Source organism: Sphingobium fontiphilum, from assembly GCF_014196635.1.
Lineage (GTDB): Bacteria > Pseudomonadota > Alphaproteobacteria > Sphingomonadales > Sphingomonadaceae > Sphingobium > Sphingobium fontiphilum.
In genome coordinates this window covers 217,867-243,244 of record NZ_JACIEB010000004.1, presented here as the reverse complement: position 1 = coordinate 243,244, position 25,378 = coordinate 217,867, and the positions used below count along the sequence as shown (strand labels likewise).

Genomic DNA, 25,378 nt, shown 5'->3' with positions numbered 1-25,378 from the left:
CCGGATTTGCCGCCGCTCAGGCGTAACGGGCGCGGCCGGCGATTCGGGTCATGTCGCCCGCTTCGCCACCATCGCCATGGTTAATAACGGCGGGATCGGTCGCCGCTTTATGGGCGGCGCCGAAATTTTCCTGACCCGGAGCGCGGCCCTGACCGCCCTGCCCCCCGCCCTGGCCCATCGACTGGGCCAGCGACTGGGCGTTGTGGCCCTGATTCGATCCCCCCTGTTGTTGGGAGAAGGATTGTTGCCCCGCGCTCTGACCGCTGCCCTGATCGCCGCGCGCGCCGTCGCTGGCGGATGTGGCCTGCCGTTCGACCTTCACATCGGCGATGCGGACGGCCGACAGCGCCGAATCGGCGCGCAACCGGTCGCTATCCTGCTTCAGCGCTACTTCGGCGGCTTCGGTGGCGACGCCCAATGTGACCTGCGCGCCGTCGCTGCCCTGACGAATGGCGATGTCGACCGGGCCAAGGTGCGGCGCGTTGATCTGAAACCGGCCCTGCGCGCCATCCCTGGCCAGACCGGCGATGTCGCGGGCCAGCCCGTCGATCCACTGGCCGTCCAGGCCCATGTCGACCACCTGCCCGGTCAGCACGGCGTTGAGGTCGGGCGTCGGCGCGGCGGGCATGATCGTGACCGGCGCGGCCATAGCGGGCTGCGCTGCGACCGGCATGGCCGGGACGGGCGCGGCGGCGACCGATGCAGGGCCGGCGCTGTCGGCAGTCGCGACGACCTTGTCGGTTGAGGACAAGGGGGTTGCGGGCGCCGGGTTTGCGGGCGCTGCCGTCCGGCCGCTCATGCGGTCGCGCACCAGTTGCAGCAGGCTGACAACCTCCGAACGGATCGGCCCCTGCGCGCGCGCCGGACTGGCTTCGACCCGCGAGACCGGGGTTTCGGCGGGCTGTTCGGGCATTTCCGGCGTCGGCATTGCCGGCGATGCGTCAACGATCGGCGGCGAAGCGGGCGTCGGGGCCGACCGGTCGATCGCGGGCAACGGCGCGGGCGTTTTGGCGGGCGCTTTGGCCGGCGCTTGGGCAACGGTGAGCGGCTGCATCGGCCGGGCCGGGACGGGCGCGGACGAGGGGCCGGCCGATGGCGCGACCAACGCGCTGGCGGCAGACGGCTCCGCGGCGCTGACATCGCCGATGGGCGCGGGCGCGACCTTTGCTCCGGCAGGCTCCGGGGCGGCGGGAGGCGCGACCGCCGGGGCCATCAATGGCTCGGCCGGATCCTGCGCCGGTGGCGTCGTGGCAGGCGCTGCGGGCGGCGCGGCGTCCTCGACCGGGCCAGCCATGGTCTGCGCGATCTGAACGGGGGCGGCGACCGGCGTTGCAGGCGTGCTGACGGCGCGCTGCGCCATCAGCGCGGCATCGGTCGCAGGGGATAAGGCGACCTTCGGGCTGGCTTGTGCGGGCGAGCGAGCGGCGACTGCGACCTTGTTGTCGATCATGGGCGCAACGTCGCGCGCCGAACGGGCGTCAGTCTGCGTCGGGGCCGCTTGCGCATCGCCATGGGGCGTGGCGGGCTGCGGAGAATGAGGCTGGGCTTCGGCCATGACCCGGTCCCCCGGCGAAGGCGCGGCGGCGACCGTCATGGGCGCGGCCTTTGGCGCTGGAACGGGCTGGTTCACAAGCTCCATGGTCGCAGCGCGCTGCGGCGCGGGTTGGGCGATGGCGCTCCGCTGCCGGGGCGAAACGGGGGTTTCGCGGGAGCCGGGCTGGATGACGGGGGCGACCATATCGGCGCTGGCAGGAAGCGGCTGGTCGAGAGCCTGGGCCTCAGGAGCGGCGGGCGCGGAAAGCGGCGATGCGACCGGCGCGGGGGGAGCGGCTATCGCATCGGGCGAAGGAGCGTCTGGCGCGGGGGCGACCGGCGCAAAGGGAGCGGCGTGCGCCGCCGAAGGAGCCATCGGCGCGGGGGCAACCGGATCAAGGCGCGCGGCCGACGCGCGGCCGACCGGCGCGGGGGTAGCCGGATCAAGGGGTGTGGCCGGGCGGACCTGCACCGATTCGGCCGTCTGTGGCGCGAGCGGGACCGGAGCGTCGGGAACAACGACCGCAATCACCGGAGGCGACGGGCTGCCGGCCTCGGCCGCCTGAACGGGGCTTTCATCCGCCGGGCGGCGATCGCTTTCGTCCGCGCCTTCGGCCTCCGCCGGGGCCTTGGGCGAAGGCTCCAGCGCAGCGGGCGAATCATTTGCGACGGAGGGATATTCCGGCGCTGCGTGGATCGGCATCGGGTGCCGGGCGAGCCGGGCGGCGGGCTGCGCCGCTGCTGCTGCCGGGGCGGCGGCGATGGGCGGTTCCACTGGCAACGCCGCAATGTCATCGACCGGCATGGGCAGCGGCTGAGCCACCGGCGCGGGCGCAGGTTCAACCGCCTGAGCCAGGGGCGAGGCCGGGGCATCGGCCAGGGGGCGAACTATCGGCTGCCGGGCGACCGGCGCTTCCTCAGCCGCCATCGCTTCCGGCAGATGCGGGGCGGCGGCCGGCCGCGCAACCGGTTCGGCCGGATCGGCAGGTGTCGGCGCGGGCTGGCGCGTCGCCGCGACGGGTTCTGCGGCATCGAGCGGGGGCTCGGCGGGCCTGTCCTCTTCGCCATAGGCAGCCGCAAGGGGCGACACAGGGCTAGCGGCAGGCCGGGCGGCCGGCGCTTCTAGGGGCGTTTCCTCCAACACGACCACGGGCGCATCCACCGGCGCAGGCGCAGCCGGTTGGTCCTCCCCCCGCGCAATCGACGGAGCGGCGACGGGCGCGGGACCGGCGAGGTCAGGCGTATCGGCTTCCACCATGGGTGGCCGCGCAACGCAGGTTTGCGCCGGATCGCTCGCACGGCGAATCAAACGGGTGAGGCTGGCGGCGCCATCCATCAAAGCGCGGGCTTCGGGCTGCTGTGCGCTCGCCGCATCCACGGGTGCGTCAGCGGTCAGGGGCGGCGCTTGGGCGGCGGGCGCGACCCGGACGGGCTGCTCCCGGACAGGCGTGTCGTCGATCGCCGTCAACGGCGCATCGACGGTTGTGGATGCCGCCGGTTCATCCTCCCCGCGCGCGATGGCCGGAGCGGCGACGGGCAGGTCGGGCGTATCGGGCTTGGGCAGCGGCGGCCGCGCAACGGAGGTTTGCGCCGGATCGCCCGCGCGGCGAATAAAGCGCGTCAGGCTGGCTGCGACATCAACCGGGGCTTTGGCTGCGGGCTGCTGCGCAACCGGCGCATCATCGGGCGCAAGCGGCGTGTCAGCCACCGGCATATCCGCATCGGGCGCGACCGTTCCCGCCGCGCTCATCAGCGGCGAGGGCGCATCGTCCATCCCGGCCATGATCGCGGCGAAGCCGGCGTCGCCATCGCCCGCCGGCGCGCGGGTGACGGCTGTGCCATCCACCGGTCCGGCAGGCTGAAACAGGGCCTTGAGGCTCGCAAAAATATTCACTCGCTGTCCCCCGTTCTTTGCATCCGGCGATAGCGGGGCAGCGCCGCCAGCCGGTTTTCCCGCCATTCTTCAAGCTGCGCATGGGCGCGGTCCTTGAGCCGCGCGGCGATTTCGCGCTCGCGGCTGGCGATCATCGACAGATCCTTCTTCTGCTCCACGCGGCGATTGGCGTCGTAGAGCGCGCCGTCGAGCTGGCGGCCCGCCTGTTCCAGCCGCCCGGCCAGTTCCTGCATCGCCGCGAAACTGGCGCCATTGGCCATGCCTTCGTTGCGGAACAGATCGGCGCGCACCCGGCGCAGCCGTTCGGCATTATGGGCGATGCTGTTCGCTTCATCCTGCGCGCGCACGGTTTCGGCGACCGACATGGCGTGCTGCACATGGCGCACGCGCAGCACCCGGTGGCGGCGGTCAACCAGCCCCTTCATGCGCCGAACTCGGCGATCAGCGCGTCGGAGCTGGTGTCAAGGTCTATGCGGCTCTTCACATCCTGCCGCAGGAAATCGAGCACCTCCTGACGGCGGCGCACCGCCTCGTCGATCACCGGGTCGTTGCCGGGGCGATAGGCGCCCATCAGGATGAGATCCTTGTTTTCCTCATAAGCGGCCCACAGGCGGCGATAGGCGGCGGCGGCGGCGAGATGGTCGGGCGGCACCACATCGGCCATCACGCGCGACAGCGACTTGCCGATGTCGATGGCGGGGAAGATCGCCTGTTCCGACAAATGGCGGGAGAGGACATAATGGCCGTCGACAATGGCGCGGGCGGCGTCGACGATCGGATCGTCGGTGTCGTCGCCATCGGCCAGCACGGTATAGAGCGCGGTGATCGACCCGCCGGTGCGCGTATCCACGCCCGCCCGCTCGACCAGCCGGGGGATCAGCGACAGGGCGGACGGCGGATAGCCCTTCATCGCGGGCGGCTCGCCCAGCGCCAGGCCGATTTCGCGCTGGGCATGGGCGCAGCGGGTCAGGCTGTCGATCAGCAGCAGCACCTTCTTGCCCCGCGCGCGGAAATATTCGGCGATGGCCGTCGCCCGCGCGGCGGCGCGCAGGCGCAGCACCGGGGGATGATCGGCCGGCACGGCGACGACGATGCTCTTGTGCATCGTGTCCTTGACCTTGGTCTCCAGGAAATCGCTGACCTCGCGGCCGCGCTCGCCGATCAGGCCGGCGACGACGATGTCGGCCTCCGCCCCGGCGATCATCTGGCCCATCAGCACCGATTTGCCGACGCCCGACCCCGCGACGATGGCGATGCGCTGGCCGCGCCCGGCGGTGAGCAGCGCGTTGACGGCGCGGACGCCGAGGTCAAAGGGTTCGGTCACCCGGCCCCGGTCGAGCACATTGCCGCGCACGCCGCCCAGCGGCCATGTGCCCCCGGCTATGATCGGCCCCTTGCGGTCGAGCGGCTGGCCCATGGCGTCGATCACCCGGCCGATGAGGCCATCGCCGACCTGCACCATGTTCGCCTGGCTGTCGGGTTCGACGCGTGCGCCATTTTCGAGCGGCGCGTCGAAATCGAGCGGCACCAGCAGCGTACGGTCGCCGCGAAAGCCCGCCACCTCCGCCCGCGCGATGGTGCCGTCGCTGGCGATCACCCGCGCGCCAGCGCCAATGGGGCGGCGGAAGCCGGTGACTTCCAGCATCCCGGCATCATGGCTGACCAGCCGACCGACATGGCGCGGCAGGCGGCTGTGCACCTGTAGATGGTCGAACAGCGTTTCCGCCTGGGCGATCTGGGCGCGGATCATGCCCGGCCCTCCATGTCGTCGAGCATCGCGCGCAGGCGGGACAGGCGCACGTCCGGCCCGTCCTCCACCCAGCCATCGGCGGTGTCGAGCCGCACGCAGCCGCGCTTCAGGGTCGCGTCCGGCACGATCCGGGCGTCGAGCGCGATGCCTTCGATCAACGGCATGTCGTCGGGATGCAGGTGCAGGGCGCTCTTGCCCTCATTCTCGTCGATGAAGGCGGCGACGCTGTCGCACCGCTGACGCAGCAGATCGGCGTCGACGGCGACTTCGCCGACAATCTGTTCGACGAGGCGAATGACGGCGGCCGACAACATGGTCGACAATGTGCCGCTGGGCGCTGGGGCCAGCATTTCCATGGCCTGCGCCAGCCGATCGCGGGCGGCGTCCTGCGCCTCGCCCGCTTCACGGGTGACGCGGCAGCCTTCGTCAAAACCCTGGGTGAACGCCTCGATCCGCGCCTGTTCGATAAGGTCCATCGGGCTGGGTTCGACCGGCATCGCCGTTTCGCCGCGCAGCCTGGCGGTCGCCTGCGCGGGGGGCGCGGTGTAAAGGCTGCGGAACGCGCCGCCGCCAAAGCCTGCCTCGCGCATGGACGACAGGCCGACGCTGCTCGCCTCCTGCGCCTCGTCGGCGTCCCAGACCCTAGACAAAATCATTCCCCTTGCCGCCCAGCATGATGGTGCCGGCGTCCGCCATGCGGCGGGCGGTGGCGATGATGAGTTTCTGCGCGTCGATCACTTCGGCGAGGCGGATCGGCCCGCGCTCCTCGATCTCGTCGGCGATGGCCTGGGCCGCGCGGGCGGACATGCAGCTGAAGATCTTGCCGCGCAGCATGTCGTTCGCGCCCTTCAATGCGACCACCAGGATCGAACTGTCGACGGTGCGCATGAGCGTGCCCAGATTCTTGTCGTCCATGTCGATGAGGTTGTCGAAGACGAACATTTCCTCCTCGATGGTCTGGGCGATGATCTTGTCGCGCTTGGAAATCGCCTTGATGATGCGCTGTTCATTGTCCTTGCGGACATTGTTCATGATCGCCGCCGCCTCGATCGTGCCGCCGCGCTGCGACGCAGCCCCCTGTTTCTTGGGCGACCCGCGCAGCAGCAGTTGTTCGAGGTCATCGAGCGCATCGTTCGACACCGGGCCAAGCGTGGCGATGCGATAGATGATGTCCTCCTGCATGTCGGCGGGCAGCAATTGCAGCACGTCGGCGGCGACCGGCGCCTCCAGATGGGCGAGCACGATGGCCATGATCTGCGGGTGCTCCGCCTCGATCAGCGCCGCGACCTCCTTCGCGTCCATCCATTTGAGCATTTCAAGCTGCGTCGAGCGCGTAGGCGGAGTGATGCGCGCCAGGATGGTTTCCGCGCGCTCCTCGCCCAGCGCCTTGGTCATGGCGCCGCGAATATGACGGGTCGCGCCATAGCCGATGGTGGTGCGCTTCTTCGCCTTGGTGACGAAATGATCGAGCGCCTCGTTCACCTCTTCGGGCTCGACATCGGCGACGTCATACATGGCGTAGCCAAGCTGGCGGACCTCGTCGGGCTCCAGCCGGGCCAGGATCTGCGCGGCTTCGTCCTCGTTGAACAACATCAGCAGGACGGCGGCGGCGGCGCTGCCCTTCAGCGCCTCCGGCCGTCCGGGGACGATCTCAGGCATTTTCCTTTTCCTTCTTGTTGTCCTTCAGAAGGTCGCGGACCACCAGGGCGGCGCGATCGGGATCCTGCTTGACGAAATTGCGGATAAGGTCGGCGCGCTGGGCATAGTCATAGGTCGACGAGATCATGTCGAGCGTGACCGGCCGTTCCGGGTCAGGCGCCTCGGGCGCTGCGCGAGTCAGTTCCTGCGAGATTTCGCGGCCGATGCGCTGGCCCTCTGCGGCCTTTTCGGCGGCGGCAGCCTCCTGCATGGCGGCGCGGCGCTTGAGCAGCGGGCGGCCGATGCCGAAGATCAGCAGCAGCGCGACGAGCAGCGCCGAACCGTTGCGGGCGAGCGGCGCGACCCAGCTTGCCTCATACCAGAGGGGGGCGATCTCGGCGGGCCTGGCGAAGCTGCGCGAGGACAGCGCGACCACGTCGCCGCGCGCCTGATCGAAGCCGACCGCGCCCTTGACCAGCGCCTCCAGCGCCGCGATTTCGGCGGCGGAGCGGGGCTTGCCGTCCGGGCCATTGTCCAGCGCCACGGCGACCGACAGGCGCTGCACCGTGCCCACGGCGTCGCGGGTGACGCTGACTTCGCGGCCCAGTTCAAAGCTGCGGTTGAAGGTTTCCTCCGTCTTCATCAGCGGATTGGGCGGCGTGCCGGGCTGTTGCGCCGCGGCCTGCCCCTGCTGCACGGCCTGGCCATTGGGGTTGGTCTGGGTGACGGTGGGGTTGACGGGCGCCTGGTTGGACAGCGCGCCTGGGATGCCACTGGCTTCGCCCGCGCCCTGACCGCGCGGGTCGGACGCCCAGGTGCCCTGTTCGGTGCGCAGCCGCGCCTCGTCCTGCGGATAGGTTTCGCGGGTCGCCTGCCGCTCGGCGAAATTGAGTTCGGCATGAACCTCGGCCGAGAATTTGTCGGCGCCCAGGATCGGGGTCAGCAGCGCGACCAGCGAGCGGCGATAGCGGTCCTCGATCCGGTTCTGCACCGCCAGCTGACGATCATCGGCGCTGTTGCTGTCATTGTCGCTCAAAAGGCGGCCATTCTGGTCGACCACCGAAATCTGGTCGGGGCTGAGTTCGGGAATGGACGAGGCGACGAGGTGGACGATGGCGCTGACCTGTTCGTCGGTCAGCGTCCGGCCGCTGGCGAGGCGCAGCATGACGGAGGCCGAAGGCTTGGCGCGGTCGCGCAGGAAGACGCTGGGCGGCTCGACGGCCAGATGCACCTTGGCGCTTTCCACCGAGTCGATCTGTTCAATGGTGCGGGCGAGGTCGGTTTCGCGGGCGGAGCGCAGCTTTTCGCCTTCCACGGCGCGCGATGCCCCCATCGGCAGGCTGTCGATCATGCTGTTGCCGTCGGGCGCGCTCTTGGGCAGGCCTTGCGCGGCCAGCGTCATCTTCGCCTTGAAATAATCATCCTCGGCCACGGTCATCGTGCCGGAATTGTCCATGTCATAGCGGATGCCGCTCTGGTCCAGCACCTGCGCCACGGCCGACTTGTCGGCGTCGGGCAGGCCCCGGAACAGGTCGCGCTGCGGCGGTTCGCGCAGCGCCATCCAAGCGAGCGCCGCCGCGCTGACGACGCCCAGCAGGCCGAGCAGCGGCAGGCTGCGCGCCACGGCGGGCTGTTTGATGAACCCCATGAAGCGGGCGCGGATCGCGTCGATCCCGTTGCCGCCGGCACGGGGCGCGGTGGAGGCCGGACCGGCCGGCAGGGCGGGCTTGCCGCCGTCAATGGTCAGGGCGTTCTCGCTCATCGTTTATACCGGCATGCTCATGATGTCCTTGTAGGCGGACAGGAGTTTGTTGCGGACCTGAAGCGTGGCTTCAAAGCTGATCGACGCCTGCTGCTTGGCCAGCATGACGGCGGCGATGTCGGTGGTTTCGCCGCGTTCGAACGAGGCGGCTGCCTCGCCCGCCTGGCTCTGGAGGCCGTTGACCTGTTCCAAAGCGGATTTGAGCGCATCGGTGAAGGCGCCCGGCTTTGCGCCATCGACACCCTTCGTCGCGGCGGCGTCGGTCGCGCCGCCGGTCTGCGCGACATCCCGCAGCGCCGCGTTCTTTTGCAGGATGGCCGCGCGGATCGCCATCACGCTGTCGGTCGGGGATACGCCGTTGATCGCCATGATCTACACCCTCCCCTTAAGCCGCGGCCAGCTCGCGCATTTCGGCGAGCCGATAGCGCAGCGTGCGTTCGGAAATGCCGAGCTTCCGCGCGGCGGCGGCGCGGTGGCCGTCCGTCTCGCGCAGCGCGGCGCGGATCGCCTCCAGCTTGGACAGGCGGGCGACATCTTTCAGCGCGACGGTGGCGGATGGCGCGGCGGCGGGCGCCACGACGCGCAATGACGGCGCGCCGGCGATATGCAGGTCTTCCGCCTCGATCCGTTCGCCTTCGCGCAGCACCAGCGCGCGTTGCAGCACATTGCCCAGTTCGCGGGCGTTGCCCGGCCAGCCATGGGCGGCCAGCTTGTCCATCGCGGCGGCGGTCGGCCAGGCGAAGGCGTCGGGCTGGCGCAGCAGGATGGCGGCGGCGATGGCGGCGATGTCGCCGCGCCGTTCGGCGAGCGGCCGCAGTTCGAGCGGCATGACGTTGAGCCGCCAGTAAAGATCTTCGCGGAACCGCCCGGCCGCGCATTCGGCGGCCAGATCGCGGTTGCACGCGGCGATGATGCGGACATTGACCGGCACCGGATGGGTCGCGCCCACCGGCAGCACTTCGCCTTCCTGAAGGGCGCGCAGCAGCTTGGCCTGAAGCGCCAGCGGCAGTTCGGCGATTTCGTCGAGAAACAAGGTGCCGCCGTCGGCCGCCAGGAACAGCCCCTCCGACGCATTGGCCGCGCCGGTGAAGCTGCCCTTGCGATGGCCGAACAGCATCGCTTCCATCATGGTTTCGGGCAGCGCCGCGCAATTGACGGCGATGAAATCATGGGTGGAGCGGCCCGATTGCAGGTGCAGGAAGCGCGCCATGCCCTCCTTGCCGGTGCCGGTGTCGCCCTGGATCAGCACGGTGGCGTCGCTGCGCGCGATGCGCCCGGCCAGCGTCATCAGCCGCGCGCTGGCGGCGTCGCCGACGGCGGGCACCATGGCGGGGCGGGCGAGTTCAGCGATCAGCGCAAAGGCGAAGCCCATGTCCTCCAGGCCGAAGGCGACGCGCGCAGGCATGCCATTGGCCGCCGCGATCATCGTCGGCGCGCCCCGGCGCACCTCCACGATGATGTCGCGATGGGTGGCGTTGGCGATTTCCTCCGCCAGCAACAGGCGCATGGCGTTTTTTTCACGCGGCGCATCCGCTTCGACCACCCGGATCGGGTGAAAGCCGTTTTCCAGCCAGTGCTGCAACCCCGGCAACAGGGCGCACAGATGGCGGCTCATGTCCAATGACGACATGGTTGGTCCCCAATTTTGTGGCCGGTTTGTGCCCCCGCACGCCCCAGACCCCTTCGATGGGAACAATCTGCGCCTTCGTGGTTAGCATCTGGTTAATTTCGTTAAGCCCTTGCCGGGCAGCGGCAATTTTCTTCCGCCTGGAGCGGCAAAATTTGCGGAAATGGCTGCAATCCGCGATTTTCCAGCTCCGTGAAGAAAAAATGACTGGCGGGATTAAAGCAAATCCGCGCCGCGCCGTTTTCCCCCTACGAGGCCGCAGCAGCCACATGGCGGCGACCTGAGTAGTGAAGGGAAAGGGAACACCATGACTGTTATCGGAACCAACTCGTCGGCGCTGCGTGCGGCCAATGCTTCCACGATGGCCAGCAAGTCGCTGCAGGTGTCGATGGAACGCCTGTCGACCGGCAAGCGCATCAACAGCGCGAAGGACGACGCCGCCGGCCTCGCCATCGCCGCCACCATGACTTCGCAGATCAAGGGCATGACCCAGGGCATCCGCAACGCCAATGACGGCATCAGCCTGGCGCAGACGGCGGAAGGCGCGCTGGGCGAAATATCGAACATGATGCAGCGTATGCGCGAACTGACCGTCCAGGCGCTGAACGGCACCAACGACACCGACGCCATCGCCAACATCCAGTCGGAAATGGACCAGCTGTCCACGCAGATCACCGACACGCTGACCAACACCGAATTCAACGGCACCAAGCTGTTCGACGGTTCGGCCGCGACGGTGACAATCCAGGCCGGCGCCAACTCCAGCGACACCATCGACATCACGCTCGACGACCTGCTGGGCGACGCCGACATTGGCGCCATTGTCGGCGCAACCGCTTCGACGATCGACCTGTCGACCGCGACCAGCGCCGACCTTGACCTGTTCGACACCGCCATCGGCGTGGTTTCGACCAGCCGCGCCGACCTCGGCGCCGTGCAAAACCGCCTCGAATCGACGATCAACAACCTGACCGCGAACGTCGCCAACCTGTCCGACGCCCGCAGCCGGATCGAAGACGCCGACTTCTCGGCTGAAACGACCGCCCTCGCCAAGCAGCAGATCCTGAGCCAGGCGTCGACCGCGATGCTCGCCCAGGCGAACCAGTCGCAGCAGGGCGTGATGAAGCTGATCTCCTAATCGGCGCAACGGAAATGGAAGGCTGAGGTATTGGTCACCGCCAGCCGACCATGACGCCCCCGGCGCATCAACAGTCCCCACCGCGCCGGGGGCATCACCTTCGATCGAACGGCCAGCCCAAAGAGAAGCCTCCGTCCCCCCGGGCGGGGGCTTCATCGCATTTGGCGAGCGCGCCCATTGAATTGCGACGGCGACGCCCCAATGACGGGCCGATGACGCCAATCGACCGACGCGCGATGATCGCCGCCAGCGCCGCCGCCCTGATCGCGCCCGCCGCATTGCGAGCGGCGAGCCCGGGCCAGCGGTTTGACTGGGACGGGCTGGTGGCGATGGCGCAGCGATTGGCGGTCCGCCCCTTCGCGCCCGCGCCACCCCATCCCGGCGCGCAACGGGTCGACTATGATGCGCTGCACGCCGCGCGCTTCCGCGACGACCGCACGCTGTGGAACGAACGGGGCGACGATGTCGGCATCCGCTTCTTCCCGCTCAGCCGATCCGCGCCCGAACCCGTGACCATCCATGTCGTGGAAGGGGGGCTGGCCCGCCCCCTCGCCTATGATCCCGCCATGTTCGACGCGCCCGCGGGCAATGCGGTGGCGGCCCTTGGGACCGGTGCGGGCTTTGCCGGTTTCCGCGTGATGAACCGGGCGCGTGACGCCGACTGGCTGTCGTTCCTGGGCGCCAGCTATTTCCGCGCGGCGGGCGCGGAGCGGCAATATGGTCTGTCCGCCCGCGCCGTCGCCATCGACAGCAGCGTGGGCGGCGAGGAATTTCCGCGCTTCACGACATTTTGGCTGGAACATGGCGGTCCCGGCCGCCTGATCGTCCATGCGTTGCTGGACGGGGCGTCGATCACCGGGGCATTCCGGTTCGTCTGTTCGCTCGACAGGGATGGCGTGCATCAGGATGTGACCGCCGCCCTCTTCCCCCGCCGCGCCATCCGCGAACTGGGGTTGATGGCGATGACCAGCATGTTCTGGTACGATCAGGCCAACGCCAAATATGCGGCGACCGACTGGCGGCCGGAAATCCACGATTCCGATACGCTGGCCATCCGTTCCGCCGATGGCGCGGCCCATGCCCGGGCGCTGGTCAATCCGCGCGCGCCCCATGTCTCGGTCTTTGCCGAACCATCACCGCGCGGCTTCGGCCTGATCCAGCGCGACCGGAATTTCGACCATTATCAGGATGACGGCGTCTTCTATCACAAGCGCCCGTCACTGTGGGCGACGCCCGCCGCGCCAACGGGCGCAGGCGATGTGCGGCTCTATGAGTTTCCGACCGACAGCGAATATACGGACAATGTGGTCGCTTACTGGACGCCGGCCGCCCCCGCCACGCCCGGCCGCCGGATCGACGCCGCCTATCGGCTGGACTGGACATCGGGCGAACCCGCCATCGCGGTCGCCCGGCTGGCCAATGTCTGGCGCGGCCGGGGCGAAGGCGACCGGGTCGAGCGACTGTTGTTCGACTTTGCCGGTTTGCCGGACGGCGCAAAGCCCGATCTGTGGTGCGAACTTGATGGCGGAAGGGTGGTGAAGCAGGCCGCCTATCCGGTCATCGGCCAGCCGGGCCTGTATCGCGCCGTCATCGACCTGCGTCCCGACGCCCCGGCGGTCGGCGTCAGAGCGCAATTGCGAAGGTCAGGCGCCGCCATCAGCGAAATGGCCCATTATCGGGTCGACGCCTGAACCGCGCGTTTTGCCGCAGTGCAAGGAACGAAACTCTACCCCCGTGGTTTTGAAGCGCCTAGGGTCACTATGTCAGGTCTGTAATGAACCGTAATGCAACAGCGCGTTTGTCCGGCGCGCGGGCCGGTCTCGCCATTGGCCGCATGCCCCCGGAAACGCCCATGGCCATGCCGATACAGGATTTCAGCGCGCGACCGCAGCGCCCGCTCGCTTCCTCGTCGACGCCCGGTCTGGTCGCCCGGCGCGCGCTGGTGATCCTGCTGGCGCTGCTGCCAGCCGCTTTTGCCGCCCATGCGCTTTACGACGCGATCGGCCAGGACGGGCTGACCGCCTGGGAGGGGCTGTATATGGCCCTGTTCCTGCCGCTGTTCGCCTGGATCGCCTTCGGCTTCGCCACCAGCCTCGTCGGCTTCCTGCTGCTGGCGATGAACGCGGGCCAGCCACGGCGCAAATTGCCGCCCGTCGGGCCGCTGGCCAGCCGCACCGCGATTCTAATGCCGATCTGCAATGAGGATGTTGTGGGCCTGTTCGGCCGCCTGTCGATGATGGAACGATCCCTCGCGCAGCTTGCGGGCAAAGACGACTTCGCGTTCTTCATCCTGTCGGATTCCAGCGCCGAAAATGGCGCGGGTGAAGAAAGGCTGTTCGACGAACTGCGCGGCTCCTTCACCCTGCCCGTATATTATCGCCGCCGCACGCAGAACATCGCCCGCAAGCCGGGCAATATCGCGGACTGGGTGCGGCGCTGGGGCGGCGGCTTCGATCATATGATCGTGCTGGACGCCGACAGCCTGATGAGCGGGCAGACCATGGCCCGGCTGGCGGTCGAGATGGAACGCCACCCGCAGGTCGGCCTCATTCAGACCATTCCCGAAGTGGTGGGCGCCGCCACCCTGTTCGCCCGCTGGCAGCAATTCGCCAATCGCCTCTATGGCCCGGTCGCGTCAGCCGGGATGATCTGGTGGGCGGGATCGGAAGGCATGTTCTGGGGCCACAACGGCATCGTCCGCGTTTCCGCCTTCGCGTCGAGCTGCGGCCTGCCCGAACTGCCCGGCCGCGCGCCCTTTGGCGGCCATATCATGAGCCATGACATGCTGGAGGCCGCGCTGTTGCGCCGCCGGGGCTGGCATGTCCACATGGTGCTGGTCGAGGATAGTTTCGAGGAATTTCCGCCCTCCCTGCCCGATCTTGCGACGCGCGACCGGCGCTGGTGCCAGGGCAATATCCAGCATGTGCCGCTGCTGACCCGGATAAGCGGCCTGCATCCGGTCAGCCGCTTTCAACTGCTGGTGGGCGCATCGGCCTATATCACCTCGCCCATGTGGCTGGCGCTGATCCTGGTGGTGGTGGGCGGCGGCTGGGCCGGATGGTGGGCGGCGGACAATGTCCTGCCCGCGGGCGGCCTGATCGCGCTGACCATAGCGATGCTGTTCGGGCCGAAGGTCATGGCGCTGGCCCATGCCCTGTCCAACGCCGACCAGCGCGCCCGCTTTGGCGGCGCGGCGCGGCTGTCGGGCGGCGTGGCGGTGGACATCATCCTGTCGATCCTGATGGCGCCGATCGCCATGGTGACGCAGACCGTGAACCTCGCCACGGTCCTGATGGGACGCAAGAGCAGTTGGAACGGCCAGACCCGCGATCGCGACGGCGTTGACCTGTGGTCGGCGGCGCGCCTGTGCCGTTATCACCTGATGCTGGGCGCGCTGCTGGCGGTGGGCGCGTGGCGGGCGGGCATTTCGCCCTGGCTGATCGCGCCGATCATCGTCGGCCTGATGCTCTCGCCGCTGTTCATGGCGCTGACCGCGCGCAAGGATTGGGGCATGGCGGCGCGCGAAGCGGGTCTGTTCCAGGTGCCCGATCCGTGGTGGCGGACGCCCCATTATCAGCCGCTGCGCCATCGCTGGGTGCAGATCGAGCCGGATCAGGTGCTGGCCGCGCCGCCGACCGAGCGGGGCTGGCGGCTGATCCGCAACCGGGCGCGACGTTAAAAATCAGTCCCAGTCGCGCAGTTTCTCGCGCAGCTTGTCGAGCGCGGCCTTCTTGATCTGGCATACGCGCGCGGCGCCAATGTCCAGCGTCCGGCCGATTTCCTCCAGATTGAGTTCCTCGACGAAATAGAGTTGCAGCACCAGCGCCTCGCGCTGGGGCAGTTCGCCGATATATTGGGCAAGCGCGGCCTTGAGCGATTCGCGCTCCATGGCGTCGTCAGCCCGTTCCTCGACATCGGCGAACCACATGGACTGGTCCGAATAGACTTCGTCCATGCTCATATGCTGGGTCATTTCGGCGCTGTCGGCGATTTCGCGATAGTCGGCCGGTTCGATCCCCATTTCGGCGGACATTTCCGCTTCCGACGGCGCGCGGCCCAGCCGCTGTTCCAGCTTCGCCCGGGTCGCCGCCAGTTGCTTGCGGCGCGCCATGGCGGAGCGGCACAGGGTCGAATGGCGGCGCAGATGGTCGATCATCGCGCCGCGCACGCGCATCTGCGCATAGGTGGCGAAGCCAAGGCCGCGATCCTCGAAACCATTGGCGGCCTCGACCAGCGCGACCATGCCGATTTGCAGCAGGTCCTCGATCTCGATCGCGCTCGATACCCGGCCATGGACATGCCAGGCGATCTTGCGGACCAGCGGCATATAGCGCCGGGCGAGCTGCTCGGGCGTTTCCCGCCCGGCCTGCCGGCCGTAGATATTAGGGTTCGCGCCCCCCGTGACCTTGTTGATGAACATCGTTCAGACGACTCCTCAGGCGACTTTCTCGCGGCCCGGCAGCGGGTCGTGGCGCGGCTGGGGCCGGGATTCGCCACCGACCACGGCGACAACCTCCACGGCCTTGCCGTCGGGGATTTCCAGGAAGGACAGCACCGGCGTTTCGGGCAGGTGCGGCTTGAACAGCCGGGCCAGCGCGCGCCGGGCGATGGGCGAAGTGACAATGGCGAAGTTGCGCGCCTGCGCCAGGATCGGCCGGGCCGCGTCGATCACCGCTTCGATGATGCGGTTGGCGAGCGCCGGTTCGATGGGGTGCTTGGCGTCGCCCGCAACGCGCATGGCCTGCGCCAGCAACGCTTCCAGATCGCCGTCGAGAGTGATGACGGGCAGCGGCATCTTGACCGGCACCAGCCCCTGGATGATGAGCGATCCGATGCGCTGGCGCACCGCTTCGACCAATTGCTCGTGGCTCATGTCCGGCCGGGCGGCGTCGATCATCGCCTCGCAGATGCGGCGGAAATCCTTGAGCGCGATTCCCTCCGCCAGCAAAGCGCGGCACAGGGCCGAAATCTGCGCGAGGCTGAGCATGCCCGGCGTCAGGCCATCGACCAGTTGCGGCGCGGCGTCCTTCAGATTGTCGAGCAGCTTGCGGGTTTCGTCGAGGCCGAACATCTCGCTGGCGTTCATGGCGATGAGCTGGTTGAGGTGGGTGGCGACGACCGTCGGCGGATCAACCACCGTATAGCCCGCGACCACCGCTTCGCTGCGCTTGGCCGGCGCGATCCACACCGCGTCAAGGCCGAAGGTCGGATCCTTGGCCGGGCGGCCCGCCACCGTGCCTTCCAGCGCGCCGCTGTCGAGCGCCAGCAGATCGTCGGGGAAAATCTCGTCCTCGCCCACGACCACGCCCGCGATGGTGATGCGATATTGATTGGGTTCCAGCGCCAGATTGTCCTTCACCCGCACCATCGGCACGACAAAGCCCAGTTCCTTCGACAATTGGCGACGAATGCCCGTGATCCGCGCCATCAGCGGCGCGCCCTTGCGCTCGTCGACCATGGCGATCAGGCCATAGCCGATCTCCAGCCCCAATATCGCGCCGTCCGACACGTCGGTCCATTCGATCTGCGCCGGGTTGGGCGGCGGGGCGACGGGTTCAGGCTCGGCCGCCTTGGTCTGCGCGGCCTTGCGCAGATGCCAGGCGATGCCGCCCGCGATGGCCGCGGCGGGCAGGACGATCATGTGCGGCATACCGGGCAGCACGCCCAGAAAGCCGAGGATGGCGGCGACCGGCGTCCAGGCGCGGGCCGAACCGAACTGGCCGGTGATCTGCGAGCCGAGATCGTCCTCCGCCTTGACGCGGGTTACGATGGCGGCGGCCGCGATCGACAGCAGCAGCGCGGGGATCTGCGCCACCAGCGCGTCGCCGATGGCCAGCATGACATAGGTCTGCGCGGCGTCGCCCATCGACAGGCCGTGGCTGACCACGCCCAGAATGATGCCGCCGACGATATTGATGACCAGGATCAGGATGCCCGCGACGGCGTCGCCCTTCACGAATTTGCTGGCGCCGTCCATGGAGCCATAGAAATCGGCTTCGGTCGCGACATCCTGTCGGCGCTGCTTGGCCTCTTCGGGGCTGAGCAGCCCGGCGTTGAGGTCGGCGTCGATCGCCATCTGCTTGCCGGGCAAGGCGTCGAGGGTGAAGCGGGCGGACACTTCCGACACGCGGCCAGCGCCCTTGGTGATGACCACCAGGTTGATGATCATCAGGATGGCGAAGACGAAAATGCCCACGACATAGTCGCCGCCGATCAGGAAATGGCCGAAAGCCTCGATCACATGGCCGGCCGCATCCGACCCTTCATGCCCCGACACCAGCACGACGCGGGTGGAGGCGACGTTGAGCGCGAGGCGCAACAGGGTGGCGAACAGCAGCACTGTCGGGAAGCTGGAGAAATCGAGCGGCTTGGCGGCGTTGAGCGCCACCATCAGCACCGCCAGTGAAATCATGATGTTGGTGATGAACCCCACGTCCAGCAGAATCGCAGGCACCGGCACCATCATGAACAGCACGACCATCAGCGTGGCGAGCGGCAGCACCGCCCCCTTGGCCGTGTTCATCCATATCTTCGTCTTGAGCTGGGCGGGACTCATCGGATGGGCTTACCTTCCAAGGGTGGCGAGCATGAGATAGGCGAGGCGCGCGGTTTGCGGCCGCAACGACACGCCATAATCGGTCTGCGATTCCAGCCGCTGGGTCGCGATGCGGACATAGTCGGCGGGCTGCACCGTCTGGGCGTTGGCCGGCAGGTCCGCCTGCGCATATTGGACATTGGCGCCCACGGCATCGAAGCCCTTTTGCAGTTTGGCGGCGAAACGGTCGCGAATGTCGGCGAAGCTGCGGGCATTGCCCTGCTTGTCATAGAAAATGGAGCGGTTGGCGCGCGCGGCGGCCGGGAACATCGACGCGGCGGTCGCGCCGGGCGCGCGGTCATGCACCGCCAGGAATTTCGACGCGCCGCCCACGCCCAGAAAATGGGCGAGGTAAAGATCGACCGATTCGGCCTGACGGCCCAGCTTGCTCTCCAGCGTCGCCTTGTTGTCGGCGGCATGTTGGGCGGCCATGACCGACGCGGTTTCGGGATGTTTGCGCAGGTCGAGGATCTGCTGCCGCAAATCCGGATCGGCGACATAATAGCGGCCATTGCTGCCCCGGCTGATCGCGTCTGCGGCCCAGCCAAGTCCATATTCGCCGCCATGCTTGTCGACAACGGCGAGCCAGCTCTGGTCGATGAACTGATAAAGGCCCGTCGCGGACGATGTCGACGCGCGGGCGGTGGGGTTGAGGCTGCTTTCGATCTTCGCCTGCCCCAGCAGATAGGCGAAATCGACGCCGGTTCGGCGACTCGCCATGGCGATCGCGTTGGTCACGCGATTGGCGGTGCCGCCGCTGCTCCCCAATGAAGCGATGTCCGCATATGAAGCCGACATGAAAATCTGTCCCCTGTGGTACCGGGGACGATTAGAGCGCGCGACGTGCCAATATTTGGTTAACGCCGGCGCAAGAAATGCGAATTGGTATTAACGCCCGTAGGTCAGCGGCGCGGTGGCGGCGCCATGGGCGGCGAGCAGCGACAGGCGCTGGGCGGCCTGATCCGACAGGATGCGGGTGCGGACGCGGGTCGAATCGAGAACGGCCGAGAGCGAACGCAAGGCGTCGCGGAGAGCGGGATCGGCGCGCCAGGCGCCCTGGGCGCGGGCCGTGCGGGTGGCGTGATCAAGGCGAATCGCGGCGGATTCGATGGCGGCGACGTCCTGGCTGTCGAGCGCGCGGCGCAACGCATCGGCCGCAACGGCCATGTCGTCGATCATCGCTGCGCCCTGAGTCATAAGGGCTGTCAGTTCGCGGCGGGCAGGTCGAGCGCCAGCATGCGATCGGCAATCGCGGCGGGATCGACCGGATAATTGCCCGACGCGATGGCCGCCTTGATCGCGGCGATGCGATCCATGTCGACCGGCGCGCCTTCGGCCGCCATGCGCGCGGCGGGACTGGCCGAGGTTTCCGAAGATGCCGTCACGGCGGATGCACCCGTCGCCGTGGAGGATGCACGGGTCTTGCCGCCTTCGCGCAAGCGTCCCGCCTCGATGGCGGCGCCGATATTCTGGCCGACTGACTTGATCATCACTGCATTCCTTCACTCGTCCCGCACCAGACTAAATACGGATGCGTTCAAAAATCCTTAAATCCGGGAATGCGAACAATTCCCATATCGACGACCTGCGCGAAAATCGGCGTCGATCTTTTGTCTTCGCGCACCCGGATGGTTTCGCCGATGGCGCCATCCTCATCCGCTATCATCACGCGCGACACTTCGAAACTGGAATTGCCGGCGGTCAACTGGACCGGATCGCCTTTCTTCACGACCGCTTCCTTCTGCGCCGGGCGCGCGGCGGCCGGCGCATAGCGCGCAACCGGGCCGGATGCGGCAGCGGCGGCCCCCGCGACCAGCGGCACGCGAATGCGCCAGCCCAGCGCCTCGCACTTCACCATCGCCGCGCCGAACACCGGCCCTTCGACCGAAGGCGTCGTCGGGCAGGCGGCCAGGCGCAGGCGGCGGTCCACCGGCGCGCGCGGCCCGCCCGGTTCGCCCAGATTGGCGCCGACGGTCATCGCGACGAGGCTGTCGATCCTGTCCAGATTCTCGAATTTCTGCTGCGCCAGCGCGGGCTGGGCAAGAAGGCCCAGCGCGGCGGCAAGGGCGATCGGCATGGTTCGGGTCATCGCTGGCTCCTGATAGGCGAAAGGCGTTTCCCCAAATTAAGCAAATATTGTGCCAATATGGCGCATCACTGCGCCCCGGAAGCCGGGGCGATGCGGATCACCTGCCCCTTTCCGCCCTGCCCGTCGCCCTGGTCCAGCCCGCGAATGACCAGCCGGTCGCCCGGCACGCCAGCCGCGCGCAAGGCCCGCGCCACCGACCCCAGACGGGCGGCGGCCAGATCCCAGTCATCGAACCGCTCCCGCGCGGCGTCGCTGCCATGGCTCTGCACTTCCGCGCCGTCGCGGCCGACCAGGGCGGCGATGCGCGCGATGCGGGCGCGCCCGGCGGGGGTCAGCATCGCTTCACCCGGCGCGAAGAGTTCGGCGGCGCGCACCTCCACCGCCCGCGCCATCGGCCGTCCGCCAAACTGGCGGCTGACCCCGGCCAGCAGGGCGTCGCGCCGCTGGCCGCTGGCGTAAAGCATCACGAAAAAGCCAAGCAGCAACAGCAGCAAATCGGCAAAGCTGATCGCCCATCGACTGCGGCGGCGGGAGGCGAGCGTGGCGCTCATGCCACTTCGCGGATCGCGGCGCGGCGCGCGGGCGCATTTTCGCGGCGGGCGATGGCCAGCATCCGCTCGATCACCTCCTGCTGCCAGGCCAGTTCGGCCTCCGAAAGGTCGGAAAGCCGCTGCGCGACGGGCGCGGCGAGGATGTTGGCGATGACCACGCCATAAAGGGTGGTGAGCAGGGCGAGCGCCATCGCCGGACCCATTTTCGCGGGATCATCCATGGCGGCGAACATGCCGATGAGGCCGACGATCGTGCCGATCATGCCGAGCGCAGGCGCGGCGTCGGCGATAGACAGCCAGACATTGCGCGCGGCGCCATGGCGCTGCGCCCGGTCGGCCAGGCTTTCGCGCGCCCAGAGTTCGAAATGCTCGATCCGGTCGCTGTTGGCGAGCTTGCGCGCCGCTTCGGCCAGGAAGGGATTGGCGGTCTTCACCCGGTCGGTGCAGGAGAGGCCCCGCAACTGCGCCACCTGGTCGATCTTCAGCATCGCCCGGCGCGCGGCGTCGCGGTCGCGCAGCGGATCGGCGGCGACCAGCGGGCGCAGCGCGGCGAGCGCGCGGCCCATGGCGGAAAATCCGTTCTGAAACAGGGCGACCAGCACCAGCCCCGCGATCATCACGCCCAACGTCAGGGGGTCGAACAATTGGCTGGCCATGGCGATCATGCGCATTCAGTCCCTTTTTTTCCGGCCCCTTGGCTGAGGCCCCTTGACCGGCAAGCGGTTGCCGCCGGACCGGCAAAATATTGCCGCCCTTGCCGCACCCGGCCGTCCAACCCGCCCTCGCGCGCCGTTTTCCCGCTTATCTGCGCCGCACACGAAAATTGGCACGGGTCTTGCGGATATCAGGCTGGATCACCCGCCGGGAACGCCATCAAGCGATAGAACGGCAGCGATCCGAGAGATTTTAGCGAGGGTTCGCAAAGAAATGTCGATGGAAGATGCTTTATTCGGTGTTCATGGAAAGGCGCTGGCGCTCCGCTCGCAGCGCCTGTCCCTGCTCGCGTCGAACATCGCCAACGCCTCGACCCCCGGTTACAAGGCGCGCGACATCGATTTCGAAAAGGCGCTGGCCGCCGCGACGCAGCAGGGCGGCGGCGCGACCGCCGAGACTGCGGCCGAGAGCGCCATGGGCTATCGCGTGCCGTTGCAGCCCAGCCTGGACGGCAACACCGTCGAACTGTCGACCGAACAGACGCTGTTTGCTGAAAACGCCGTCAAATATCGCACCACCCTCTCGTTCCTCGAAGGGCGGCTCAACACCATCACCCGCGCGCTGAAGGGAGAATGAGCATGAGCGGTTCCGGCCCCATGAACCTGTTCGACATCGCCGGGCGCGCCATGAGCGCGCAACTGGTGCGGTTGAACGCCACCGCATCCAACATGGCCAACGCCGGCAACGTGTCGGGCACGGCCGAAGGCGCCTATCGCGCGGTGAAGCCGGTCTTCACCAGCGTGACGCAAACGCCCGGCATCGCCACCGTCAAGGTTGACGACGTGGTGACCACCAGCGCCCAGCCCGCCAAAAGGCACGACCCCAACCATCCGCTGGCCGACGCCAATGGCGATGTGTGGGAGGCGGCCGTCGACACCAATGCGGAACTGATCGACATGGTCGAGACCGCCCGCATGTATCAGAATAATGTTCAGGTCCTCAACACCGCCAAGTCGTTGATGATGGAAACCATAAGGATCGGCAAATGACGACAACCACCGCCACTGACAGCGCGGGGCTGTCGGTCTACAACCCGGTCGCCAATGTCGGCGTCGGCAAGTCCGAAATGGGCCAGCAGGATTTCCTGCGCCTGCTGACCGCGCAGATGCAGACGCAAGATCCGTTCGAACCGGTCAACAACGCCGAACTGGTGTCGCAGATGGCGACCATCACCAATTCGTCGGGCATCGCGGAGATGAACGCGTCGCTGGCGGAGATCAAGCAATCGCTTTCGGGCACGCGCCTGGGCGATGCGGCGAGCTGGATCGGCCGGGCGATGCTGGTGCAGTCCAACATCGCCGCCCCCGACGCCGCCGGCCAATATGCGGGGCAGATCACGCTGGCCGAAGCGACCGACGACGCATCGATCCAGTTGCTCGACGGCGAGGGCAATGTCGTCAAGACGATCGACCTGGGCGCGCAGGATGCAGGCCCGCTCAGCTTCTACTGGGACGGCAAGGACGACAATGGCGAAACCGTCGCCTCGTCAGCCCTGCAGGTCAAGGTCGTCGGCGCGACCACCAGCCAGGTTGCGACCTGGGCCACCATCGCCGCCGTTCAATCGCCCGCCGACGGATCGTCGTCGAAACTCATTACCTCGATCGGGACGTTCAGCCCGACCGACGCCATCAGCCTCACCTGAACCCCACAACCATTTCCACGAGGGAGTAAAACCATGTCCTTCTATGTCTCGCTTTCCGGTCTCAAGGGCGCCCAGGCCAGCCTCGGCACCATTTCCAACAACGTCGCCAACGTCGATGCGACCGGCTTCAAGAAAAGCGTCGCCAATTTCGGCGACATCTTCTCGGCCGCGCCGATGCAGACGACCCGCCAGGTTTCGGGCCAGGGCGTGCGCGTCCAGTCGATCGCCCAGCAATATACGCAGGGCACGATCCAGACGACCGACAAGACGCTGGACCTCGCCATCACCGGCGAAGGCTTCTTCGCAGTGAAGCGCCCCGACGACGGCCAGATCAGCTACACCCGCAACGGCGCCTTCTCGGTCGACGAGGACCGCTATGTGCTCGACACCACCGGGTCGCGGCTGCAGATTCTGGCGGTCGATCCGGCCACCGGCGTTCCGACCGCCAACAGCACCACCGACAGCAGCGCGCTGACCGACCTTCAGATCCCGACCACGCTGGACAATGCCGGCGCGGTCCAACTGACCAGCGTCGCGGTCAATGAAAAGGGCATCGTTTCGGCCGTCTACGCCGATGGCACCACCCGCTATCTGGGCGCGGTCGCCATGGCCAGCTTCAACGCGCAGGACGGCCTGCGCCAGCGCGGCGACGCCCATTGGGTGTCGACCGTGGCCAGCGGCGACCCGACCTTTGGCGTGGGCAACCAGGGCCTGTTCGGCGCCGTCCGTTCGGGCGCGCTGGAACGCTCCAACGTCGACATCACCGAAGAACTGGTGTCGCTGATTTCGGCCCAGCGCAACTTCCAGGCCAACGCCAAGGCGATCGAGACGGCGAACACGCTGACCTCGACCATCGTCAACATCCGCTGATCCTGGCGGCGAAAGAGGGATAGCCCATGGACCGGCTCGTCAACACGGCACTCACCGCGATGCGCGGCGCGATGGCCCGGCAGGCGTCGATCGCGAACAACCTCGCGAACGTCAACACTGTCGGCTTTCGTTCCGAAATCGCCAATGCCGAGACGCGCTGGATCCAGGGCGACACCTTCAACACCCGCGCCCAGGCGTCGGAACAGGTGATCGCGGCCGACATGCAGGCGGGTGCGGTCACGCAGACCGGCAATATGCTGGACGTGGCGATGAACGGCGACGCGCTGCTCGCCGTGCAGGCCGCCGACGGGTCGGAAGCCTATACGCGGCGCGGCGACCTGAAGCTGACGGACAGCGGCTTGCTGACCACCGGCGACGGCCTGCCCGTGCTGGGCGAAGGCGGCCCCATCACCCTGCCCCCGGCCGACAGCGTGACCATTGCGCAGGACGGCGGCATCTGGATCGTGCCGCAGGGCGGCGACGCGGCCAATCCGCAGCGGGTCGACGGGCTGAAGCTCGTCAGCCCGGTGGGATCGTCCATCGCGAAAAGCACCGACGGCCTGTTCCGCGAAACCAACGGCGGCGCCTTGCCGCAGGATCCGCTCGCGACCGTGACAGCGGGCGCGCTGGAAGGGTCCAACGTCAACGCCACCGCCGCGCTGGTGCAGATGATCGAAGCCAGCCGCGCATTTGAAACCCAGGTCAAGCTGATCGACACCGCCAAGCAGATTGACGACGGCGGCGCGTCTTTGATGCGCCTCGACGCCTAATGGAGACTTGTAAGCCATGAGCAACGCCGCCCTTCACGTCGCCCGCACCGGCCTCGACGCGCAGAACACCAAGATGCGCGTGATCGCCAACAACCTGGCCAACGTCAACACGACCGGGTTCAAGAAGGATCGCGCCGATTTCGAAACGCTCGCCTATCAGCAGATGATCGCGGCGGGCGCCAATTCGGATTCGCAGAACAAGTTCGCCACCGGCCTCAACCTGGGGTCGGGCGTCGCGTTGCAGGGCACCAGCAAGCTCAACACGCAGGGCACGCTGAAGGACACCGGCAACGCGCTGGACATGGCGATCGAGGGATCGGGCTATTTCCAGGTGCAGCAGGCCGATGGCTCCATCGCCTATACCCGCGCGGGCAATTTCTCCGTTACCGCCGAAGGCACGGTCGTGAACAGCGACGGCCTGCCGCTGATCCCGCAGATCACCGTGCCGCAGGGCGCGACCAGCATCTCCATCGGCAATGACGGCACGGTGTCCGCGACGCTTCAGGGCGAATCGGAACCGTCGCAGCTCGGCCAGATCGAACTCGCCAGCTTCATGAACCCGTCGGGCCTGCAACCCGTTGGCGGCAACCTGCTGGTCGAAACGGCCGCGTCGGGCACCCCGCTGACCGGGGTCGCCGGCCTTGAGGGGCGCGGCGTCATCCGTTCGGGGGCGCTGGAAACATCCAACGTCAATGTCGTCGAGGAACTGGTCGACATGATCGAAACGCAGCGCGCCTATGAGGTGAGCAGCAAGATGATCAAGGCCACCGACGAAATGCTGCAATATGTGAACCAGCAACTGTGA

At 67.8% G+C, this 25,378-nt stretch carries 26 protein-coding genes; 10 read left to right on the top strand and 16 right to left on the bottom strand.

Annotated features, from left to right (window positions below; genetic code table 11):
* Positions 1-16: 16 nt before the first annotated feature.
* From GGR44_RS10345 to GGR44_RS10310, 8 genes are read right to left on the bottom strand one after another with little or no spacing between them, the layout of a single operon-like run.
* Complete coding sequence (locus tag GGR44_RS10345) at positions 17-3,427, bottom strand: flagellar hook-length control protein FliK (protein ID WP_183955500.1); 3,411 nt, start codon at positions 3,425-3,427, stop codon at positions 17-19.
* Complete coding sequence (locus tag GGR44_RS10340) at positions 3,424-3,852, bottom strand: hypothetical protein (RefSeq protein WP_183955499.1); 429 nt, start codon at positions 3,850-3,852, stop codon at positions 3,424-3,426. Before GGR44_RS10340 ends, GGR44_RS10345 begins: the two co-directional genes overlap by 4 nt.
* Complete coding sequence (locus GGR44_RS10335) at positions 3,849-5,177, bottom strand: FliI/YscN family ATPase (RefSeq protein WP_183955498.1); 1,329 nt, start codon at positions 5,175-5,177, stop codon at positions 3,849-3,851. Before GGR44_RS10335 ends, GGR44_RS10340 begins: the two co-directional genes overlap by 4 nt.
* Positions 5,174-5,833 carry a FliH/SctL family protein gene (locus GGR44_RS10330; protein ID WP_183955497.1) on the bottom strand — a complete coding sequence of 220 codons (660 nt, stop codon included), beginning with the start codon at positions 5,831-5,833 and terminating at the stop codon, positions 5,174-5,176. The genes GGR44_RS10335 and GGR44_RS10330 overlap by 4 nt, the downstream gene beginning before the upstream one ends.
* Positions 5,820-6,836, bottom strand: coding sequence for a flagellar motor switch protein FliG (fliG, locus tag GGR44_RS10325; RefSeq protein WP_183955496.1), 1,017 nt, complete (start codon positions 6,834-6,836; stop codon positions 5,820-5,822). The genes GGR44_RS10330 and fliG overlap by 14 nt, the downstream gene beginning before the upstream one ends.
* Positions 6,829-8,577: a flagellar basal-body MS-ring/collar protein FliF gene (fliF, locus tag GGR44_RS10320; RefSeq protein WP_183955495.1), complete on the bottom strand. Its 1,749-nt coding sequence runs from the start codon at positions 8,575-8,577 to the stop codon at positions 6,829-6,831. Before fliF ends, fliG begins: the two co-directional genes overlap by 8 nt.
* Positions 8,578-8,580: 3 nt before the next feature.
* The gene (gene fliE / locus GGR44_RS10315) at positions 8,581-8,940 is read right to left on the bottom strand and encodes a flagellar hook-basal body complex protein FliE (RefSeq protein WP_183955622.1); all 360 of its coding nucleotides are present in this window, start codon (positions 8,938-8,940) and stop codon (positions 8,581-8,583) included.
* 22 nt (positions 8,941-8,962) lie between these two features.
* Positions 8,963-10,207, bottom strand: a complete 1,245-nt coding sequence (locus GGR44_RS10310; RefSeq protein WP_183955494.1) for a sigma 54-interacting transcriptional regulator — start codon at positions 10,205-10,207, stop codon at positions 8,963-8,965.
* Here GGR44_RS10310 and GGR44_RS10305 point away from each other — a divergent pair.
* From GGR44_RS10305 to mdoH, 4 genes are all read left to right on the top strand, one after another.
* Positions 10,198-10,488 (top strand): hypothetical protein, encoded by a 291-nt coding sequence (locus GGR44_RS10305; RefSeq protein WP_183955493.1) that lies wholly within the window; start codon positions 10,198-10,200, stop codon positions 10,486-10,488. The two genes, GGR44_RS10310 and GGR44_RS10305, sit on opposite strands and share 10 nt — an antisense overlap.
* Before the next feature lie 23 nt (positions 10,489-10,511).
* Positions 10,512-11,342, top strand: coding sequence for a flagellin N-terminal helical domain-containing protein (locus tag GGR44_RS10300; protein WP_183955492.1), 831 nt, complete (start codon positions 10,512-10,514; stop codon positions 11,340-11,342).
* A 212-nt stretch (positions 11,343-11,554) separates the two neighbouring features.
* Positions 11,555-13,033 carry an OpgD/OpgG family glucan biosynthesis protein gene (locus GGR44_RS10295; RefSeq protein ID WP_183955491.1) on the top strand — a complete coding sequence of 493 codons (1,479 nt, stop codon included), beginning with the start codon at positions 11,555-11,557 and terminating at the stop codon, positions 13,031-13,033.
* Between the two features lie 83 nt (positions 13,034-13,116).
* A complete protein-coding gene (gene mdoH / locus GGR44_RS10290; protein WP_183955490.1) occupies positions 13,117-15,021 on the top strand; it encodes a glucans biosynthesis glucosyltransferase MdoH in 1,905 nt (634 codons plus the stop codon).
* A gap of 3 nt (positions 15,022-15,024) precedes the next feature.
* Here mdoH and GGR44_RS10285 read toward each other — a convergent pair whose 3' ends face one another.
* From GGR44_RS10285 to GGR44_RS10250, 8 genes are all read right to left on the bottom strand, one after another.
* Positions 15,025-15,762, bottom strand: a complete 738-nt coding sequence (locus tag GGR44_RS10285) for a FliA/WhiG family RNA polymerase sigma factor (RefSeq protein ID WP_183955489.1) — start codon at positions 15,760-15,762, stop codon at positions 15,025-15,027.
* Between the two features lie 15 nt (positions 15,763-15,777).
* On the bottom strand, positions 15,778-17,898 hold the full coding sequence (flhA, locus tag GGR44_RS10280) for a flagellar biosynthesis protein FlhA (protein ID WP_183955488.1): 2,121 nt from the start codon (positions 17,896-17,898) through the stop codon (positions 15,778-15,780).
* A gap of 9 nt (positions 17,899-17,907) precedes the next feature.
* Positions 17,908-18,735 carry a lysozyme family protein gene (locus GGR44_RS10275; protein WP_183955487.1) on the bottom strand — a complete coding sequence of 276 codons (828 nt, stop codon included), beginning with the start codon at positions 18,733-18,735 and terminating at the stop codon, positions 17,908-17,910.
* Positions 18,736-18,825: 90 nt separating this feature from the next.
* Positions 18,826-19,134: a hypothetical protein gene (locus GGR44_RS10270; protein ID WP_183955486.1), complete on the bottom strand. Its 309-nt coding sequence runs from the start codon at positions 19,132-19,134 to the stop codon at positions 18,826-18,828.
* 8 nt (positions 19,135-19,142) lie between these two features.
* On the bottom strand, positions 19,143-19,427 hold the full coding sequence (gene flgM / locus GGR44_RS10265; protein ID WP_183955485.1) for a flagellar biosynthesis anti-sigma factor FlgM: 285 nt from the start codon (positions 19,425-19,427) through the stop codon (positions 19,143-19,145).
* A gap of 47 nt (positions 19,428-19,474) precedes the next feature.
* Positions 19,475-20,026 carry a flagella basal body P-ring formation protein FlgA gene (locus GGR44_RS10260; protein WP_183955484.1) on the bottom strand — a complete coding sequence of 184 codons (552 nt, stop codon included), beginning with the start codon at positions 20,024-20,026 and terminating at the stop codon, positions 19,475-19,477.
* Positions 20,027-20,091: 65 nt separating this feature from the next.
* Entirely contained in the window at positions 20,092-20,577 is a 486-nt protein-coding gene (locus GGR44_RS10255; RefSeq protein ID WP_183955483.1) for a flagellar motor protein MotB, read from the bottom strand.
* Positions 20,574-21,242, bottom strand: coding sequence for a MotA/TolQ/ExbB proton channel family protein (locus tag GGR44_RS10250; protein WP_183955482.1), 669 nt, complete (start codon positions 21,240-21,242; stop codon positions 20,574-20,576). The genes GGR44_RS10255 and GGR44_RS10250 overlap by 4 nt, the downstream gene beginning before the upstream one ends.
* Before the next feature lie 262 nt (positions 21,243-21,504).
* Between GGR44_RS10250 and flgB the strand changes: the two genes are divergently transcribed.
* The 6 genes from flgB to flgG are packed head-to-tail and all read left to right on the top strand — an operon-like array spanning position 21,505 to position 25,378.
* On the top strand, positions 21,505-21,867 hold the full coding sequence (gene flgB, locus GGR44_RS10245; protein ID WP_183955481.1) for a flagellar basal body rod protein FlgB: 363 nt from the start codon (positions 21,505-21,507) through the stop codon (positions 21,865-21,867).
* A 2-nt stretch (positions 21,868-21,869) separates the two neighbouring features.
* Positions 21,870-22,280, top strand: a complete 411-nt coding sequence (gene flgC / locus GGR44_RS10240; protein ID WP_183955480.1) for a flagellar basal body rod protein FlgC — start codon at positions 21,870-21,872, stop codon at positions 22,278-22,280.
* Entirely contained in the window at positions 22,277-22,933 is a 657-nt protein-coding gene (locus GGR44_RS10235; RefSeq protein WP_183955479.1) for a flagellar hook assembly protein FlgD, read from the top strand. Before flgC ends, GGR44_RS10235 begins: the two co-directional genes overlap by 4 nt.
* 33 nt (positions 22,934-22,966) lie before the next feature.
* Complete coding sequence (locus GGR44_RS10230) at positions 22,967-23,803, top strand: flagellar hook-basal body complex protein (RefSeq protein WP_183955478.1); 837 nt, start codon at positions 22,967-22,969, stop codon at positions 23,801-23,803.
* 26 nt (positions 23,804-23,829) lie between these two features.
* Positions 23,830-24,573, top strand: a complete 744-nt coding sequence (locus GGR44_RS10225) for a flagellar basal body rod protein FlgF (RefSeq protein ID WP_183955477.1) — start codon at positions 23,830-23,832, stop codon at positions 24,571-24,573.
* Positions 24,574-24,589: 16 nt separating this feature from the next.
* Entirely contained in the window at positions 24,590-25,378 is a 789-nt protein-coding gene (gene flgG / locus GGR44_RS10220) for a flagellar basal-body rod protein FlgG (protein WP_183955476.1), read from the top strand.

Excerpts from the sequence above, each read along its gene's own strand:
- GGR44_RS10300 (WP_183955492.1), top strand. The coding sequence starts at position 10,512 with ATGACTGTTATCGGAACCAACTCGTCGGCGCTGCGTGCGGCCAATGCT.
- flgC (WP_183955480.1), top strand. The coding sequence starts at position 21,870 with ATGAGCGGTTCCGGCCCCATGAACCTGTTCGACATCGCCGGGCGCGCC.
- fliF (WP_183955495.1), bottom strand. The coding sequence starts at position 8,577 with ATGAGCGAGAACGCCCTGACCATTGACGGCGGCAAGCCCGCCCTGCCG.
- flgB (WP_183955481.1), top strand. The coding sequence starts at position 21,505 with ATGTCGATGGAAGATGCTTTATTCGGTGTTCATGGAAAGGCGCTGGCG.
- GGR44_RS10335 (WP_183955498.1), bottom strand. The coding sequence starts at position 5,177 with ATGATCCGCGCCCAGATCGCCCAGGCGGAAACGCTGTTCGACCATCTA.
- GGR44_RS10275 (WP_183955487.1), bottom strand. The coding sequence starts at position 18,735 with ATGTCGGCTTCATATGCGGACATCGCTTCATTGGGGAGCAGCGGCGGC.
- flhA (WP_183955488.1), bottom strand. The coding sequence starts at position 17,898 with ATGAGTCCCGCCCAGCTCAAGACGAAGATATGGATGAACACGGCCAAG.
- GGR44_RS10305 (WP_183955493.1), top strand. The coding sequence starts at position 10,198 with ATGACGACATGGTTGGTCCCCAATTTTGTGGCCGGTTTGTGCCCCCGC.
- GGR44_RS10330 (WP_183955497.1), bottom strand. The coding sequence starts at position 5,833 with ATGATTTTGTCTAGGGTCTGGGACGCCGACGAGGCGCAGGAGGCGAGC.
- GGR44_RS10295 (WP_183955491.1), top strand. The coding sequence starts at position 11,555 with ATGACGCCAATCGACCGACGCGCGATGATCGCCGCCAGCGCCGCCGCC.
- GGR44_RS10230 (WP_183955478.1), top strand. The coding sequence starts at position 22,967 with ATGTCCTTCTATGTCTCGCTTTCCGGTCTCAAGGGCGCCCAGGCCAGC.
- GGR44_RS10235 (WP_183955479.1), top strand. The coding sequence starts at position 22,277 with ATGACGACAACCACCGCCACTGACAGCGCGGGGCTGTCGGTCTACAAC.
- GGR44_RS10255 (WP_183955483.1), bottom strand. The coding sequence starts at position 20,577 with ATGAGCGCCACGCTCGCCTCCCGCCGCCGCAGTCGATGGGCGATCAGC.
- fliG (WP_183955496.1), bottom strand. The coding sequence starts at position 6,836 with ATGCCTGAGATCGTCCCCGGACGGCCGGAGGCGCTGAAGGGCAGCGCC.
- GGR44_RS10225 (WP_183955477.1), top strand. The coding sequence starts at position 23,830 with ATGGACCGGCTCGTCAACACGGCACTCACCGCGATGCGCGGCGCGATG.
- GGR44_RS10260 (WP_183955484.1), bottom strand. The coding sequence starts at position 20,026 with ATGACCCGAACCATGCCGATCGCCCTTGCCGCCGCGCTGGGCCTTCTT.
- GGR44_RS10270 (WP_183955486.1), bottom strand. The coding sequence starts at position 19,134 with ATGACTCAGGGCGCAGCGATGATCGACGACATGGCCGTTGCGGCCGAT.
- flgM (WP_183955485.1), bottom strand. The coding sequence starts at position 19,427 with ATGATCAAGTCAGTCGGCCAGAATATCGGCGCCGCCATCGAGGCGGGA.
- mdoH (WP_183955490.1), top strand. The coding sequence starts at position 13,117 with ATGAACCGTAATGCAACAGCGCGTTTGTCCGGCGCGCGGGCCGGTCTC.
- GGR44_RS10340 (WP_183955499.1), bottom strand. The coding sequence starts at position 3,852 with ATGAAGGGGCTGGTTGACCGCCGCCACCGGGTGCTGCGCGTGCGCCAT.
- flgG (WP_183955476.1), top strand. The coding sequence starts at position 24,590 with ATGAGCAACGCCGCCCTTCACGTCGCCCGCACCGGCCTCGACGCGCAG.
- GGR44_RS10310 (WP_183955494.1), bottom strand. The coding sequence starts at position 10,207 with ATGTCGTCATTGGACATGAGCCGCCATCTGTGCGCCCTGTTGCCGGGG.
- GGR44_RS10250 (WP_183955482.1), bottom strand. The coding sequence starts at position 21,242 with ATGATCGCCATGGCCAGCCAATTGTTCGACCCCCTGACGTTGGGCGTG.
- GGR44_RS10285 (WP_183955489.1), bottom strand. The coding sequence starts at position 15,762 with ATGTTCATCAACAAGGTCACGGGGGGCGCGAACCCTAATATCTACGGC.